The 15,094-nt window shown below is 67.4% G+C and carries 20 protein-coding genes; 7 read left to right on the forward strand and 13 right to left on the reverse strand.

Annotated elements, in window-relative coordinates:
- Positions 1-32 precede the first annotated feature (32 nt).
- Entirely contained in the window at positions 33-1,250 is a 1,218-nt protein-coding gene (locus M8859_RS20475; RefSeq protein WP_249644704.1) for an acyl-CoA dehydrogenase family protein, read from the forward strand.
- Positions 1,247-2,044, forward strand: coding sequence for an SDR family oxidoreductase (locus M8859_RS20480; protein WP_195070262.1), 798 nt, complete (start codon positions 1,247-1,249; stop codon positions 2,042-2,044). The genes M8859_RS20475 and M8859_RS20480 overlap by 4 nt, the downstream gene beginning before the upstream one ends.
- Here M8859_RS20480 and M8859_RS20485 read toward each other — a convergent pair.
- The gene (locus M8859_RS20485) at positions 2,032-2,172 is read right to left on the reverse strand and encodes a hypothetical protein (RefSeq protein WP_195140305.1); all 141 of its coding nucleotides are present in this window, start codon (positions 2,170-2,172) and stop codon (positions 2,032-2,034) included. The two genes, M8859_RS20480 and M8859_RS20485, sit on opposite strands and share 13 nt — an antisense overlap.
- 70 nt (positions 2,173-2,242) lie before the next feature.
- On the opposite strand from M8859_RS20485, the gene M8859_RS20490 reads away from it, so the two are divergent.
- Genes M8859_RS20490 through M8859_RS20500 form a run of 3 tightly spaced genes read left to right on the forward strand, consistent with a single transcriptional unit; the run spans position 2,243 to position 4,876 of the window.
- Positions 2,243-3,016, forward strand: coding sequence for a hypothetical protein (locus M8859_RS20490; RefSeq protein ID WP_249644705.1), 774 nt, complete (start codon positions 2,243-2,245; stop codon positions 3,014-3,016).
- 38 nt (positions 3,017-3,054) lie between these two features.
- Positions 3,055-3,672, forward strand: coding sequence for a TetR/AcrR family transcriptional regulator (locus M8859_RS20495; RefSeq protein ID WP_159924713.1), 618 nt, complete (start codon positions 3,055-3,057; stop codon positions 3,670-3,672).
- Between the two features lie 49 nt (positions 3,673-3,721).
- Entirely contained in the window at positions 3,722-4,876 is a 1,155-nt protein-coding gene (locus tag M8859_RS20500; protein ID WP_159924841.1) for an acetyl-CoA C-acetyltransferase, read from the forward strand.
- Between the two features lie 125 nt (positions 4,877-5,001).
- Here M8859_RS20500 and M8859_RS20505 read toward each other — a convergent pair whose 3' ends face one another.
- From M8859_RS20505 to M8859_RS20525, 5 genes are all read right to left on the reverse strand, one after another.
- Positions 5,002-5,346 carry a hypothetical protein gene (locus M8859_RS20505; RefSeq protein ID WP_195070263.1) on the reverse strand — a complete coding sequence of 115 codons (345 nt, stop codon included), beginning with the start codon at positions 5,344-5,346 and terminating at the stop codon, positions 5,002-5,004.
- Between the two features lie 153 nt (positions 5,347-5,499).
- Entirely contained in the window at positions 5,500-6,279 is a 780-nt protein-coding gene (locus M8859_RS20510; RefSeq protein ID WP_159924717.1) for an ESX secretion-associated protein EspG, read from the reverse strand.
- A complete protein-coding gene (locus M8859_RS20515) occupies positions 6,272-7,585 on the reverse strand; it encodes a hypothetical protein (RefSeq protein WP_249644706.1) in 1,314 nt (437 codons plus the stop codon). The genes M8859_RS20510 and M8859_RS20515 overlap by 8 nt, the downstream gene beginning before the upstream one ends.
- On the reverse strand, positions 7,582-7,962 hold the full coding sequence (locus tag M8859_RS20520; RefSeq protein WP_195140302.1) for a hypothetical protein: 381 nt from the start codon (positions 7,960-7,962) through the stop codon (positions 7,582-7,584). Before M8859_RS20520 ends, M8859_RS20515 begins: the two co-directional genes overlap by 4 nt.
- Positions 7,963-7,971: 9 nt before the next feature.
- Positions 7,972-8,616 (reverse strand): DUF3558 domain-containing protein, encoded by a 645-nt coding sequence (locus tag M8859_RS20525; protein ID WP_249644707.1) that lies wholly within the window; start codon positions 8,614-8,616, stop codon positions 7,972-7,974.
- 30 nt (positions 8,617-8,646) lie between these two features.
- Here M8859_RS20525 and M8859_RS20530 point away from each other — a divergent pair, with 30 nt between their 5' ends.
- A complete protein-coding gene (locus tag M8859_RS20530; protein WP_195070268.1) occupies positions 8,647-8,874 on the forward strand; it encodes a DUF397 domain-containing protein in 228 nt (75 codons plus the stop codon).
- 96 nt (positions 8,875-8,970) lie between these two features.
- On the opposite strand, the gene M8859_RS20535 is transcribed toward M8859_RS20530, so the two are convergent.
- Positions 8,971-9,342 (reverse strand): VOC family protein, encoded by a 372-nt coding sequence (locus M8859_RS20535; RefSeq protein ID WP_159924727.1) that lies wholly within the window; start codon positions 9,340-9,342, stop codon positions 8,971-8,973.
- A gap of 103 nt (positions 9,343-9,445) precedes the next feature.
- Here M8859_RS20535 and M8859_RS20540 point away from each other — a divergent pair, with 103 nt between their 5' ends.
- Complete coding sequence (locus M8859_RS20540) at positions 9,446-9,922, forward strand: MarR family winged helix-turn-helix transcriptional regulator (RefSeq protein ID WP_249644708.1); 477 nt, start codon at positions 9,446-9,448, stop codon at positions 9,920-9,922.
- Between the two features lie 370 nt (positions 9,923-10,292).
- Here M8859_RS20540 and M8859_RS20545 read toward each other — a convergent pair whose 3' ends face one another.
- The 6 genes from M8859_RS20545 to M8859_RS20570 form a co-directional block, all read right to left on the reverse strand.
- Positions 10,293-10,541: a cupin domain-containing protein gene (locus M8859_RS20545; protein ID WP_195140298.1), complete on the reverse strand. Its 249-nt coding sequence runs from the start codon at positions 10,539-10,541 to the stop codon at positions 10,293-10,295.
- Between the two features lie 166 nt (positions 10,542-10,707).
- Complete coding sequence (locus M8859_RS20550; protein ID WP_159924731.1) at positions 10,708-11,172, reverse strand: YbhB/YbcL family Raf kinase inhibitor-like protein; 465 nt, start codon at positions 11,170-11,172, stop codon at positions 10,708-10,710.
- 335 nt (positions 11,173-11,507) lie between these two features.
- Positions 11,508-12,602 carry an NAD(P)H-dependent flavin oxidoreductase gene (locus M8859_RS20555; RefSeq protein ID WP_195070271.1) on the reverse strand — a complete coding sequence of 365 codons (1,095 nt, stop codon included), beginning with the start codon at positions 12,600-12,602 and terminating at the stop codon, positions 11,508-11,510.
- Positions 12,599-13,357, reverse strand: a complete 759-nt coding sequence (locus M8859_RS20560; protein ID WP_159924735.1) for a CoA-transferase subunit beta — start codon at positions 13,355-13,357, stop codon at positions 12,599-12,601. The genes M8859_RS20555 and M8859_RS20560 overlap by 4 nt, the downstream gene beginning before the upstream one ends.
- The gene (locus M8859_RS20565) at positions 13,354-14,232 is read right to left on the reverse strand and encodes a CoA transferase subunit A (protein ID WP_195070272.1); all 879 of its coding nucleotides are present in this window, start codon (positions 14,230-14,232) and stop codon (positions 13,354-13,356) included. Before M8859_RS20565 ends, M8859_RS20560 begins: the two co-directional genes overlap by 4 nt.
- Before the next feature lie 89 nt (positions 14,233-14,321).
- Positions 14,322-15,086 carry an enoyl-CoA hydratase family protein gene (locus tag M8859_RS20570; protein ID WP_159924845.1) on the reverse strand — a complete coding sequence of 255 codons (765 nt, stop codon included), beginning with the start codon at positions 15,084-15,086 and terminating at the stop codon, positions 14,322-14,324.
- Positions 15,087-15,094 lie beyond the last annotated feature (8 nt).

The raw sequence follows: 15,094 nt of genomic DNA on the forward strand, positions 1-15,094 counted from the left end.
AAAGCAAGTGCTTGGTAGGTTATCCTACCGGCGTGGGTGCGATCCAGACCTCAGAATCCGACACCGCCGCGCCGGACGGGCGGCTTTCCGCTGCGCAGGACGAGCGATTCGCCGCCGAAGTGCGCGATTGGCTGGAGGAGAACCTCGGCGGCGAATTCCGCGAACTGCGCGGCCTCGGCGGTCCCGGCCGTGAACACGAGGCGTTCGACGAACGCCTGGCCTGGGATCGGCACTTGGCCGCGGCCGGATGGACCTGCCTGGGCTGGCCGAAGGAGTACGGCGGCCGCGCGGCCACGGTGCGCCAGCAGGTGATCTTCCACGAGGAATACGCCAAGGCGAACGCGCCCGCGCGGGTTTCGCACGTCGGCGAGGAACTGCTCGGCCCGACGCTGCTCGCCTTCGGCACCGAGGCGCAGAAGGACCGGTTCCTGCCCGGCATCCGCACGGTCGGTGAACTGTGGTGCCAGGGCTATTCCGAACCTGGCGCGGGCTCGGACCTGGCCGCGATCAGCACCGCCGCGCACCTGGACGGCGACGAGTGGTCTATCAACGGGCAGAAGATCTGGACCTCGCTGGCCCACGTCGCGGACTGGTGCTTCGTCGTTGCCCGCACCGAACGCGGTTCCACCAGGCACAAGGGCCTGTCCTACCTGCTGGTTCCGATGAAGCAGTCCGGCGTCGACGTACGCCCGATCATCCAGTTGACCGGTACCTCGGAGTTCAACGAAGTCTTCTTCGACAACGCCCGCACCGCCGCCGACCTGGTGGTCGGCGAGCCGGGCGACGGGTGGCGCATCGCCATGGGCACGCTCACCTTCGAGCGCGGCATCTCCACCTTGGGTCAGCAGATCCGGTTCGCCCGGGAGCTGGCCGACATCGAGGCCTTGGCCCGCCGCACCGGCGCGGCCGACGACCCGCTGATCGCCGACCGCATCGACCGGGCCTGGGTCGGGTTGCGGGTGCTGCGCGCACACGCCATGCGCACCATGGAGGGCGCGGGCGTCGACGACGGCGCGGGCCAGGCCTCGGTCGCGAAACTGCTCTGGGCCAATTGGCATCGCGGCCTGGGTGAGTTGGCCATGGCCGTGCTCGGTGCGCGCGGCCTGGTGGCGGGCGAGGACGATCTCGACGAATGGCAGCGGCTGTATCTGTTCACCCGCGCCGACACCATCTACGGAGGTTCGAACGAAGTGCAGCGCAACATCATCGCCGAGCGGGTGCTCGGCCTGCCGCGCGAGGCCCGTCCGTGACGGGCCCGCTGTCGGTCGCCCCCACGCCCGCTCCCGGGCACGGTCTGCTGACCGGCCGCACCGCGGTGATCACCGCGGCCGCGGGCACCGGCATCGGCTCGGCCACCGCGCGCAGACTGCTGGCCGAGGGTGCGGACGTGGTGGTCTCCGACTGGCACGAGCGGCGTCTGGCGGAGACCACCACCGAGCTGGCCGCCGAGTTCCCGGACCGCAGGGTCGCCTCGATCGCCTGCGACGTACAGAGCACCGAACAGGTGAACGCGCTGGTGCGCGGCGCCGTCGAGGCCATCGGCCGGATCGACATCATGGTCAACAACGCGGGGCTCGGTGGCGAGACGCCGGTGGTCGACATGACCGACGAGCAGTGGGAGCGAGTTCTCGACATCACCCTCAACGGCACCTTCCGCTGCACCCGCGCCGCGCTCGGCTACTTCCGCGACGCGGGCCACGGCGGCGTGATCGTGAACAACGCCAGCGTGCTGGGCTGGCGCGCGCAGCACGGCCAGGCGCACTACGCCGCGGCCAAGGCGGGCGTGATGGCGTTGACCAGGTGTAGTGCGATCGAGGCCGCCGATCTCGGCGTCCGGATCAACGCGGTGGCCCCGAGCATCGCCAGGCACGCTTTCCTGGACAAGGTCAGCTCGACCGAGCTGCTGGACCGGCTGTCGGAGCGGGAAGCGTTCGGCCGCGCGGCCGAGCCGTGGGAGGTCGCCGCGACGATCGCCATGCTGGCCAGTGACTACACCACCTACCTGACCGGCGAGGTGGTCTCGATCAGTAGTCAACGCGCCTGAGCCAGGCCCCTCCCGAGCTCGTCCGCTCCGTCGCGGGCGGACGAGCACACCCGGCGACCGTCGAGCACCCGCTTGTCCGGCACGTCGGGGGAGACCTCGCGCGCCGTATTGCGATCGCCTTCTCGCATTGGTCGTCCCGCACAAAATGGGCGGCTGATCAGCTGGAAAAGGGCGAGCAGGAGGGCGCGCAGATGTGCCATGCTGGATGCGATCGGATCCGCGCTCTCCAAGGGGGCGATGGCTATGGGCCTGGATCGCCCACCTGCCCGCGAACAACTGGAACTCGACTTGGTGCGCGACGTCGTGCTGGCGAGGCGACGATTGGACAGCCTCGTGCTATCTGCGCTCACCCTGGGTGCCGAGCTCATCGAGCACACCTCCGAACGTGCGGTCGCGACGGCCGCCGCGCGCATTCTCGAGCAGCACGCCGTCGATGAGGGGGAGGTCGCCCGCGACCCGCGCGGCGCGCTGCGCGCCGATCTGGCGCGTGACCACGAGCGTGCCCGGCGCATCGGCCTCAGCTCCGAGGGCGCCGAGACCGAACAGCAGCGGCGCAGGCAGCGTCAGATGGCTCTGCTGTGCGAGGTGCGCGCCGACCTGCTCGCGGTGATCGCCAAATGCCGGGAATTCCGCTTCGACCGGGTGACGTTCGCCGACGAGATCGCACAGGGCCTGTGTGCCGCCACCGACAAGCTGGTGATCGGCGCCGACATGGACACCTACCACGCCTGGCAGCGCGGCATGGTGCTCAAGCTGAGCGAGGAACCGGTGCGGGGCGGCCCGCCGCGGGTGATGGCCACGGTGGACGCCGGTCCGGACCGCGGTCAGCTCACCGTGGAGTGGGATAGCTGCGAACGTCGTCTCGCGCTCGTCGCGCGGATGGCGCGGGCTGGCGTCTCGCCCGTGGTCATCTGCGATCGCCTGCTCGCCGACCTCTCGGTTTCCTCGCCGCTGCGCTATTCGGAGCGTTGAGCAGGAGGACTCGACCCAAGCAAATGCTTGGTTGTATCATGGGCCGTGTGACCGCACCAGACGCCTCGAAATCAGCACGGCGCAGCGAGTTGCTCGCCATGGCGGCCGAACTGTTCGCCGAGCGGGGATTACGCGCCACCACAGTGCGTGACATCGCCGACGCGGCCGGAATCCTATCGGGGAGCCTCTATCACCATTTCGATTCCAAAGAGTCGATGGTGGACGAGATCCTGCGCGGCTTCTTGGACGACCTGTTCGGCCGCTACCGCGAGATCGTCGCCTCCGGCCTGAGTTCGCGAGACACCTTGGAAGCTCTGGTGCTCGCGTCCTACGAGTCGTTCGACCGGTCGCACGCGGCGGTGGCGATCTACCAAGCCGAGGCGAAGCGGCTGCGCGCCTCGGAACGGTTCACCTACATCGCCGACTACAACCGCGAATTCCGCGAGCTGTGGCACCGGGTGCTGACCAACGGCGTCCAGGACGGCAGCTTCCGGCCGGAGCTCGACGTCGAACTGGCCTACCGGTTCCTGCGTGACACGGTCTGGGTCGCGGTGCGGTGGTACCGGCCGGGTGGGCCCATCACCGTCGAGAACCTCGCAAAGCAGTACCTGACCATCGTGCTCGACGGGCTCACCGTCCCCGGGCGCATCACGTAGGAGTCCTTACATGTCAGCACCTTCCGCGCCTCGCCGTCCGTATGCCCCGCTGCGGGACGCCTACGTGGTCGATGCGGTACGCACCCCGGTCGGCAAGCGCGGCGGCGCGCTGGCGGGCGTGCATCCGGCCGATCTGGGCGCGGCCGCCTTGCGCGGTCTCTTGGACCGCAGTCCGATCGATCCGGGCGCCGTGGACGATGTCATCGTCGGTTGCGTCGACAACGTCGGTCCGCAGGCGGGCAACATCGGTCGCACCATGTGGCTGACCGCCGGGTATCCCGAAGAGGTTCCCGGCGTCACGGTGGACCGGCAATGTGGATCCAGCCAGCAGGCCATCAATTTCGGCGCGCAGGCCATCATGAGCGGCACCGCCGAGGTGATCGTCGCGGGCGGCGTGCAGAACATGAGCGCTATCCCCATCTCCGCCGCCATGCTCGCGGGCAAGGAGTACGGCTTCGACTCGCCCTTCGTCGGAGCCCAAGGCTGGGACCACCGCTACGGCACCGGCGAGGTGACGCAGTTCCGCGCGGCACAGCTGATCGCCGAGAAGTGGGGCATCAGCCGGGAAGAAATGGAGCGCTGGGCGCTGCGCAGCCACGACCGGGCCCGCGACGCGATCAAGAACGGCCGCTTCGACAACGAGATCGTGCCGGTCGGCGACTTCTGGATCGACCAGGGGCCGCGCGAGACCAGCCTGGAGAAGATGGCTTCGCTGCCGCCGCTGGCCGAGGGCAGCCCGCTGACCGCCGCCGTGGCCAGCCAGATCTCCGACGGCGCCAGCGCCACCCTGCTCGCTTCGGAGTGGGCGGTCGAGGAGTACGGCCTGACGCCGCGAGCGCGCATCCATCATGTGAGCGCGCGCGGAGCTGACCCGATCTTCATGCTCACCGCACCCATTCCGGCGACCAAGTGGGCGCTGGAGAAGACCGGTCTGACCATCGACGACATCGACGTGATCGAGATCAACGAGGCGTTCGCGCCGGTGGTGCTGGCCTGGTTGAAGGAGACCGGCGCCGACCCGGAGAAGGTCAATGTCAACGGCGGCGCGATCGCCCTCGGGCACCCCCTGGGAGCCACCGGCGCAAAGCTTTTCGCGACGCTGCTCAACGAGCTCGAGCGGATCGAGGGCCGCTACGGCCTGCTCACCATCTGCGAGGGCGGCGGCACGGCCAACGCGACCATCATCGAGCGCCTGCCCCGCTGATCTGCGACGAGCGGCACGTTCGGCGAGATCTAGTCGCCGAACGTGCCGCTCGGCACGCATCGTCTCTACAACGCCGCAGCCGGGGCCGGGGTCCAGTCGGACTGCACCTCGTGGTCCGACTGTCTCTATGACGAACCGTCGTTGATGGGGTTGCGGCTCGCGGAGTTCCCGGAGGAGTCGGGTTCTTCGTCGCTGCGGGCGGCGGGCTTACTCTCGCCGCCTTCGCCTTTACCTTTTCCCTTGCCTTTACCTTTTCCCTTCCCCTTCCCCTTTCCTTTTCCCTTGCCTTCGCCTTCGTCGGCGTTACTCGCGTCGGAGGGCGGTCCCTGCGTTTCATCCTGTGCCAGATACGCGACCGGCCCGCCGCCACTCGTCTCGCTCGCGGCGGGTTGCGCGACGAGTCCCACGGTCAACGCGCCCGTGGCGACCGCCGCTACCGTCACGGCGATTCGAACGGATGACTTTCCCACTACCAAACCTCCCTGGTGATCGGTTTCGTTGGTGGAGCAGCGCGAAGTTAGCACCGGCGCGAGCGGGGTTTCTCGGGCTCGCCGCGCCCTGATCGCCGTCGTGACAAGGTCGACATTCCGCCGTGACGCACACCCGATTTGTTCGGAAAGTTCTTATTGCTGCGACCGGAGATATTCGTCGTGTTCGCGGTCTTCTCGGTAGTAGCGCTGGGTCAGCACGGCGAGACGGTTGATCTCGGCTGCCATGGCGGCGGGTTCGAGGGGCTTGGCGATGATGGGATCGCCGGTCTTGACGTAGTAGCGGCCGTCGGCGTAGTCCATCCACCAGAACCCGCGTCCGAAACCCGGGCGGGCATCGACGGCGGAGCCCGCGACTACGGTGACCTCACCGAGGCCGAGGCGTTCGCGTTTGAAGATCCGGTCCAACTGCGCGACGATGCCGATCTCATACGGCTTGCGGACCGGCCGCTCCCGGTCGGCGCTCACTTCTTCCCGGCGCACCTCGATCGGTGGGTGCGTGCCCGCCGGCATCTTGGGCAGCGCGGCAACCGCTTTGGCGGCGACTCGTCGCGCGGCGCAATAACTCACGATCACGTCGCCGCCGGTGTCCGGCGCTGTACCGGGAAGCTGGACCAGAGTGGCGCCGATGCTCCCACGCACGGCCCCGTGGAAACGGAAGACGATCGACATGTCGGGGCCACCCATCCCTTTGGACTCGACGCGGACCTCCGGTTCCAGTAATACGTCGAGTGCCCGTTCCAGGTCGACTGCGTATCGGCCGAGTAGCGCGTCGACCGCCGCCTCGCGTTGACGCTTCAGGTCGGCGAAATCCATCTCTTCCGGTCGGAATCGCAGCGGGTAGGGCAGGCGGTCTCGACCGTAGGCGGCCCAGAGGATCTCGAATTCCTGCCCGGTGAATCGCCAGTCAGCCATTCGGGTTGTCTCCACCGATGACCGGAGGAACCGATTTCGGCAAGGAGTCCAGACCGGTGAGTTCCTCGCCGTTGTGCTGATTGATCAGGTAGTCCTTGACTCCCGAGGTCTCCCGCTCGTCGTCCTTGCCGCGAGCCGCCATACCCGGTGCGATGCCGGACGTGCCTGCCGCGCCGGCTCGAGCCGCCGGGTGGCCCGTTGCCGTGGCGGCCGGAACCACACTCGGCTGCTGCGGACCGGCCGGGACATTGCGGCCCGGTGCAGGAGTGCCGGTGGTATTCGGCGTGCCGGGAGCGCTGGGGGTGGTGGGACGCGGGGGAGTGTTCGGGCGAGTCGTGCCGGGTCTGCCTGGGGCCGTCGGGGTCGCGGTGTTGAGGGCCGGAGTCGGTGTATTGGTGTTGTTCGATGTGGTCGACGGTGGGTTCGAGGTGGTGTGCTGCACGCTCGTCGGCTGGTCCACACCCGCCGGGGTGACCGCGTGCGGAGTGGTGGCGGCCGGGCCGGTCTCGGCCGATTGCTGCTGGTCGCCGTCGGACTGTTCGGTGGACTCCGGTTGCGCACCTTCGGAACTGTCGGAAGCGGAGGTTGCCTGTACTCCAGCGGAATTCGATGTAGCTGATGATGACGTACCCGGCTGCGGCTCGGGATCCGCCACGATCTGCGGAGCTGTCGGAAGGACGGGCACGCCATGGTCGGTCTGAGTGGCCACTTGCCCGTACACCGTGCGCAGGATCCGCCGCGCCTCCTGCGTGGCTTCCTCCTCGGTGTAATCGCCCGCCTTCATGACGCCGTCCTGGGGCAATGTCTTACCCGTCAGTTCTGGGCGTTCGGTGGCCTGCGGCATCAACGCCTGCGTCTGCTCGAGACCGGTATGCATCTCGGACAGCTTGAAACTCACCAGGGCAGCGGCATCGGCCAGAGTCTCCGACTGGTTCCGGTAGTTCGTGACCGCGTCAGCGGCTGCCTTGCCGGATTGCCCCGTCCACCCCGGATTGGTGCCGTCGCCGGTCACGGTGCGGCCGAACTGCTCGTTGAACGCCTGAATCGCACCGGTCAGATTCATCCCGATGTTCAGCCACGCCTCGGACGCCTCCCGCACCGTCCCCGGCCGCATCGCGTTCACGGCATCGACCATCTGCGCCAACGTCATACTGTCGTAGTTGTCCGGCCCCGGAATCCGCGGCGGCTCGTATTCCCCCTCAAACGACGAACCCAACCGGCTGGTGAAGTCGTAGATCGTGTCGCGCTCCCGATTCCACTGCTCCTGCGCGGCGATGATCCGATCGCGGTACTCCTCGTAGGTCATGGGGTGGCGTCCAAACCGGTGAACTGGTCAGCTCTGGACTGGTCCAGCTCCACGAAGTTCGCGATGGCTTTGGCGACAACTTCTTTCGCGATCTTCACCGCGTCGATGTGTTGCATGAGGAGGGCGTCCAAGGATTGAGCTGTTCCGGTCGCCTTCAGGCTGAATTTTTCTTCGAGTGCCTGACCTGACGGAAGTGTGCCGAATCCGGATACGCGCCGCACGTATGCGGCCGACTCCAAGATTCCGTCGAGCTTGTGGAGGTAGTCGTCGCAGACCTTGTCCAGACCCTTGCCGATCTCCGGGTGCAAAGTGAGTTCACCCGCGTTGGCTGAGTTGAGCAGTCCCCGCCACTCGGCTGGATTCACGCCGAAGTTCACAGCTCCTCCTCAACTTCCCGGCAGGTACTCGACCAGATCTTGTGCGTGGTCACGTGCCTGCACGCACGGATCTCCTTGCTTGCCCACCGAATAGCGAGTCGTCACGTAGAACATGACCGTCCCGCGCGGAACCTCCACTGCTACCGTGCAATTGAGACGTTGCGCATCGCCGACATCCAAGAACTGGACGGCATGGAGCGTGCCCACCGTCAGCGGCGAGAAGGCCTCGAAGTCGGAGCGTTTCCGGATGTCGTCCATTGTTGGGGTTCCGGAAAGGACACCAAGGCTGTACCAACGCGCTGTCGCTCGCCAGCTGCACACCTTCCACCCGGTGAAATCGACGCCTGCGACATCCTTCGTCTTGGCGGCCGCGTCGAGGCCGGTCCCGGAGACGGCGGATTCCGGAAGGTCGCATGGGTCCCACAGCGCAGCGTCCGCGTCGGTCGACTTCGGAGCGACGGGTGCTGACGTCCCCTCGTTTGACGTCGTGGTTGTGGAACCATCGGTGGAGTCCCCGCACCCAGCCAGCACGACCACTGCACCGACCGCGAGCGCGGCACCGCGCAGAACCTTCCCCCAGCTCGTCATCGGTTCCTCACCGCCGGTGCCGTACCGCATCGACGAGGGCCGGACCGGCTTCTCCGCCCCCTGCAAGCTGAGATCGACGCTACTGGCCCCGTCCCCATGGTTGCAACCAGTTCGGTGCTGATTCGTTGGGGGGTTCAGTGGTTCAAAAGCAGCTACAGCGGCACCCATTCCGATTGCGTCGAAGTCGCTTTCCTGGTCGGAGACCACGTCGGCGTGCGGGGCTCCAAGAACCCGACCGGTTCCGCGCTCGTCTTCACCACCGGTGGGTGGGAGGCGTTCACGGTGGACTTGCACGCTGGGGAGTTCAGGCGAACAGAGGCCTGAGCGTGCCACGCGTGAATGTGGTTGATCAACGATCCCCCGGAACCCATACGGCTCCGGGGCGATCGGCTTCTGTCGAGAGTTGGCTCGGGGCTCAGCTCACGGCACCGCGGTGAACAGTTCATAGCTGTGCCCATTGGGATCGCGCACATAGACTCCTCGACCTCCGCCGAGGTGATTGATCTGCCGGTCCCATCCGTACTCCGGGCCGGACCCGTAGTCGACGCCCGCCCATTCCGATAGGCGTTCCAACACCGCGTCGAAGGTTTCCTCATCGACCAGGAACGCGTAGTGGCCGGGCTCGACCTGCCCGCGTTGATCGAAGTCGAAGGTCAGGTCTTCGTTGACCCGCACCGGCGCGAACGGCCCCGCCGGAGCCGCCACCTCCAGCCCCAGTAACTCGGCGAAGAAACTCGCGGCCACCTGTTTGTCGGCCGCGGGGACGATCGTGTGATTCAGGACGATGGACACGGTGCCCTCCGTTCATTTGCATGCGATACGCACACAAATATATGTGCGCATCGCACGTAATGTCGAGCCATGTCCGCACCCGAGTGCTGGTAGGTTGGCGGCCGTGAACCGCTCCAGCGCCGACGTTTCCGAGATCGACGGCGGACCCGCGCTCTTTCGACTGGTCCGTTTCTGGTCCCGCCGCTGGATCAATCAAGCGCTGACCGGCGTACCGGCGGAACCGGACCACGACATGCGCCAGGCTCAACACGTCCAAGTCGTCGAAGCCGTGGCGGCCGCGCTGCGCACCGCCGAGGAAGCCACCGTCACCACCGTCGCCACCCAACTCGGCCTCGACCATTCCGGAGCCAGCCGCATGGTCCGCGACGCCGTCACATCCGGCTACCTGACCCGCACCGATTCCGCCCACGACCGCCGCCGCGTAGTCCTGAGCCTCACCGACGACGGCAACGACCTCCTCACCGCCTCCCACGACTGGCAACGCCGCTGCTTCGACCGACTCACCGCCACTTGGAGCCCCCGCGACCGCCGTCAATTCGCCACCTACCTGCAACGCCTGGCCGACGAGGCAACCACCTGAATTCTGGCCGTCTCGCGTAATCGGATGCGACCTGTCAGTCGCGATCGCCCATGTCCGCCGCCGGCGAACCGTTTGGGCGGCGCGTTGGCGCCGGCGATCAGTCGTGCATTGAACTTCGCGCGAACCCCGGCTGGTAGCGCCCGAAGGGCACCGAAGAGTAACTGCTCGGCACTGCCGGTCCGGGTTCGGCGGGCTCGAGGTCGCGTCAGGGCTCCGTTCGGCCCTGACGGCCGTACCTGTCGTCGAACCTGACGATGTCCTCGCGCCAGCCGTGGTCGGCTGTAGACGCTTCGAGCATGACCACGTCGGTTATCGCGGTCACCCGGTGCACTGCCCCGGCCGGGATGTGGATGACGTCGTCCGGGCCGAGTTACTCGCTGGTGAGCTCGGTCTCGGTGCGGCCGTAATCGACCCGCGCCTTGCCGGAGAGCACGAAGATCGTCTCCTCTTTCCGCAGGTGCTTCTGCAGGCTCAACGCGTGCCCGCTGCGCACATGCAAGACCTTCCCGACGTATTTGCCATCGACGACGGCGAATATCGACTCGTGGCCCCACGGCTTGTCCTGACGTTGCGCCTGGAAGATCCTCGCCTGCGCGGCGCTGGAGGTCGTCTCTGTCATCGCGGCTCTCCATGGTCTGCAGCGGCTGTTCGGTCGGCGGCCCCAAGGATATCGGCGCACGGACTCTTCCCGCTGTCGAGCCACGACACCGCGACACAGTTACCGGGACGACCTACCGCGTCGAACAATCCGATCAGTAGTCCAGCGCGGCGACCGCTTCAGGACTTCACTGGTCGGTCGTATAGGTGCCGATCAGCTGTCCGTCGCCGAGGCTCGCGTCGACTATCGCGGATCGCGCCTCGTCCGGTGGGGTGTCCGCGGCCACCTGTACGGGGCGAGAGAGTGCGTACACGATGAATCGGTAGTGGTGGACGCCGGTACCGGCGGGTGGGCACGGTCCGAAGTATTCGGCACGGTTCGCGCTGTTCAGGCTGACCAGCCCGCCCGCCGGGGTCTGCCCCTCGTCGGTAGACGTGGTGGTCGGCGGGATATTGCTGACCACCCAGTGGGTGAACAGGCCGCTGGGGGCGTCCGGGTCGTCCACGATCAGCGCCAGGTCGGCGGCTTGTGGGGGAGCTGTCCAGGTCAGCGGCGGCGGCTCGTTTCTGCCATTGCAGGTGTAGACCACCGGGATCGGGTCGCCATTGTCGAAAGCGGAACTACGCACGGAGATTTCGTTCGTCGCGGGCATCGCGGCCTCCGCTCGAGTGGAGGGGACAGTGATCGAGTCCGGTGATTCACCTGTCTCGACCCGAGCGGGACGAACCGGCGCACGACGGCGACGGATACCAGGCGAACCCGGTATGTCGTTGTCAGTCCAGCGTAGGCCGCTGCATGCGAACCTCCAAGCCAGGTGGCGACATGCCGTTATCGACGGCCGCGGACGAACCGACGCCACCGACTGAGTTGGGTCCCGCCAGTCGAGGCTCCGGTCGCGCGCCCCTGACTCCTGGGCGCGGTCGTCCCGATGCAGTGGTCCGTTCCATATCGATAACGGCGGCCGCGGTCTGGACCGGCCGCCGCTCCTCAGTCGGACCCGGCCGCCGCCGGGTGCGGGTCGCCTGCGAGCGCCGAGATCGTCTCGATCCGCGCCACCGCCTCGGTGACGATCCGCTCGATCAGCTCCTTGCACGTGGGCAAGTCATCGATGATGCCGGTGACCTGCCCCGCGGCGAGCACACCCGCCTCGGTGTTGCCCTCGACCAATCCGGCGCGCAGCAGCATCGGCGTGTTCGCGGCCATCACGACCTGGGACCAGCTGAGGTCTTTGGTCTTCCGCATGGCCAGGCCGTCGCGGATCATGGTGGACCACTTCATGCCGGTCATACTCTTGAACCGGGCAGCGTTCCCGACGGCGGCGGTGAGCCCGCGCCAGCGCCCCGAATGTTCCAGCCGCTGCACCAGTTCGGTGTTCAGCACGCGGTGCGGCATGCCGTCGACCTTGAGCGACACCACCGTGTCCTGGAGCTGTCGTTGCAGGTACTCCCGCTTGACGGCGTCGGGAACGGTGCTCTCCTGGGTGAGCAGGAACCGTGTCCCCATCGCGACACCGGAGGCGCCGTAGGCGAGGGCGGCGGCAAGGCCGCGTCCGTCGAAGAATCCGCCCGCCGCGACCACCGGAATGTCCACCGCGTCCAGCACCGAGGGCAGCAGCAGGGTGGTGGCCACCGGGCCGGTGTGCCCGCCGCCCTCGCCGCCCTGCACGATCACCGCGTCCGCGCCCCAGGACGCGACTTTTACCGCGTGCTTGGCCGCGCCGATGGACGGGATGACCACCACGCCCGCGTCTTTCAGCTTCGCGATCAGGTCCTGCTTGGGGGCGAGCGCGAACGACGCGACCGCCACTTTCTCCCGGATCAGCAGGTCGATGCGCTCAGGGGCGTCCGCGGCGTCGGCGCGGATGTTCACCCCGAACGGTTTCGCGGTGTGCGCTTTGGTCTTCGCGATGGCCGCTTCCAGCTCCGCGAAAGTCATGGTCGCCGAAGCGAGAATGCCGAGGCCGCCCGCCTCGGCCGTGGCCGACACCAGGCTCGGGCCCGCGACCCAGCCCATGCCGGTCTGCACGATCGGGTGCTCGACGCCGACCAGATCGGTCAGCGCGGTGCTCAGGCGTGAGCTCATGACGGCACCTCGGTTTCGCGAACCTTCCTGGGATCGAGCACCTCTCGGATCAGCCGCAGCTCCTCGGCGGTCGGCTGACGTGTCTCGCCCGCCTCGGCGAGACCGGCGATCTCGAACGAGGTGTTCTCCGCGACCTCGTCGGCGGTGACGCCGGGGTGCAGACTGCGGGCGCGCATGGTGTGCCCAGGACCTTCGAAATCGAAGACGCCCAGGTTGGTCACCACGCGGTGCAGGTGATGGAAGCGGTAGGCCGGGTCGGCCGGGTCGACCTTGTCGTATCCCACACCGCAGACGATGTCGACCTTGTCGGTGAACACACGCTTCGTGTGCCGCGCGACCCAGTAACTGGTGGCGTGGTTGATCGTATTGCCCGGAGCGCCACGCGAACCGAACATCTGACGGGTCGGCTGCCGCAGCGAGCCGAACGCCGAGAGGTTCTGGTTGCCGAAGCGGTCGATCTGGTTGGCGCCCATCACCACGTGCCTGCGGCCCGACGCCACCACATCGAAAACCTTCCGGAACGGAATCCATCCTTCGATCGGTGCTTTGCCGCCCAGCGGGGGAGTCTCGGCGAGCAGCAGCGCCTCACCGTCGGACAGCAGCAGGTCCGGTTCGGTTGTGAGCTTGGCCAGGCGTGCGCCGATGATCGACATCGGCGACATGGGGCTGGCCATGATCTCCCCGGCGCCGCTGAAGATCTCCGCGCACGCGACCGCGCAGATCTCGGCGCGGGTGACGGTCTCGGTGCTGGTCATGACGCCTCCTCGGCGAATCGGCGAACGGCGGCCTGGTACTGCTCCTCGGAGCCGGTCAGGTAGGTATCGACGAACCGCTGCCACGCCTCGGGCGTCTTCGCGGATTCGACGTAGTGCTTCTGGAACTTCTCGTCCCGGCCGTAGTCGTCTCCGGCCAGGGTGAAGTGCGCGCCGCCGGGAGCCTCGACCACACCGTCGACCATCATGCGGTTGAGCAGCAAGGATTGCAGCGGAACGGTTTTCACCAGCTCGTCGGTCTCCACGACGCGCTCGACCGAAACGTAGCGCCGCCGGGCCGCCAGGCAGAACAGGTCATCGAAGTACGGATCGACGCCGGTGTAGGCGGCATTGCCGTGTGCGTCGCCGAGGTTCAGGTGCACCAGCGCCACATCGAGGTCCAGTGCCGGCATGGCGATCAAAGTCTCCGGCGTACCGTCGACGGGGTAGGGCGATTCGACCGTCTTCAGCTCGCCGTCCCAGAAGTTCGGCACGTCGGAGCCGAGCCCGGCGCGGATCGGCAGGAACGGCAGGCGCGCAGCGGCCGCCTCCAGCCCGCATTTGAGCATGCCTTCGTCCATCTCGCGGGCGACCAGTGTGCCCGAAGTACGCGCTTCGGCGAACCACGGGTCGTAGAACGGCGGCGAATCCAGCGACACGAAGCCGTAGTAGGCCTTGCGTACCTTGCCCGCGGAACACAGCAGCCCGAGGTCCGGCCCGCCATAGCCGACCACGGTGAGGTCGGTGATATCCGAACGCAGGATGGCTCGCACCAGGGCCATGGGCTTGCGTCGCGACCCCCAACCGCCGATGCCGATGGTCATCCCGCTGCGCAGCTCGCCGACGACCTCGTCGAGCGACATCCGCTTGTCTCGCATGGGTGATTTCCTCTCCTGTTGGCGGCGCTCTCGGGGCTCTCCGTGGTCACGCATGCTGCCGCCTCCGGGCCCGTCGTGCACGCCGCGTCTCACTGCTCGCTTTTGCGCGCCGCGAGATCGTCGTCGAATCGGGCGCGGATCTCGTCGGCGACGCCGGCGAGGTTGAGTTCGAAGGTGAATCCCTGCTCGTACCGGTAGCTGCGGTGCACGTCCTGGAGGTCGATGCCGTTCAGCGCCCGTTTGGCCGCCCGGATGACCCGGCCGTCCTTGGCCGCGATGTTCTTGGCCAGCTCCAGGGCCGCGGCGTCGAGTTCGGCGCGCGGCACCACCTGGTAGACCGAGCCGTAATGGTGCAACTGCTGCGCGGTGATGGTGCTAGCGGTGTAGAACAGCGCGCGCATCAGGTGCTGGGGCACCAGCCGGGCGAGGTGGGTCGCCGCGCCGAGCGCGCCGCGGTCGACCTCGGGCAGCCCGAAGGTGGCGTCGTCGGAGGCGATGACGACATCCGCGTTGCCCACCAGCCCGATACCGCCGCCCAGGCAGAAGCCCTGGACCACGGCGATCACCGGCACCTGGCACTCGTAGACCGCCGAGAAGGCCTCGAAGCAGCCGTGGTTGGCGTCGATCAGCGCTTGGTGGCCGGGCTTGCTCTGGATCTCCTTGATGTCGACGCCCGCGTTGAATCCGCGGTTCTCCGCGCGCAGCACCACCACTTTGGTGTCCGGATCACGCCCCGCGGCGCGCACTTCGTCGGCGATGGCGAACCAACCGTCGGTAGGGATGGCGTTGACCGGCGGATAGTCGACCGTGATCACGCTGATGCCGGTCGATTCGGAGTGGCGGTTGATCCCCATGGCAAGTC

It is taken from the genome of Nocardia sputi, from assembly GCF_023501985.1.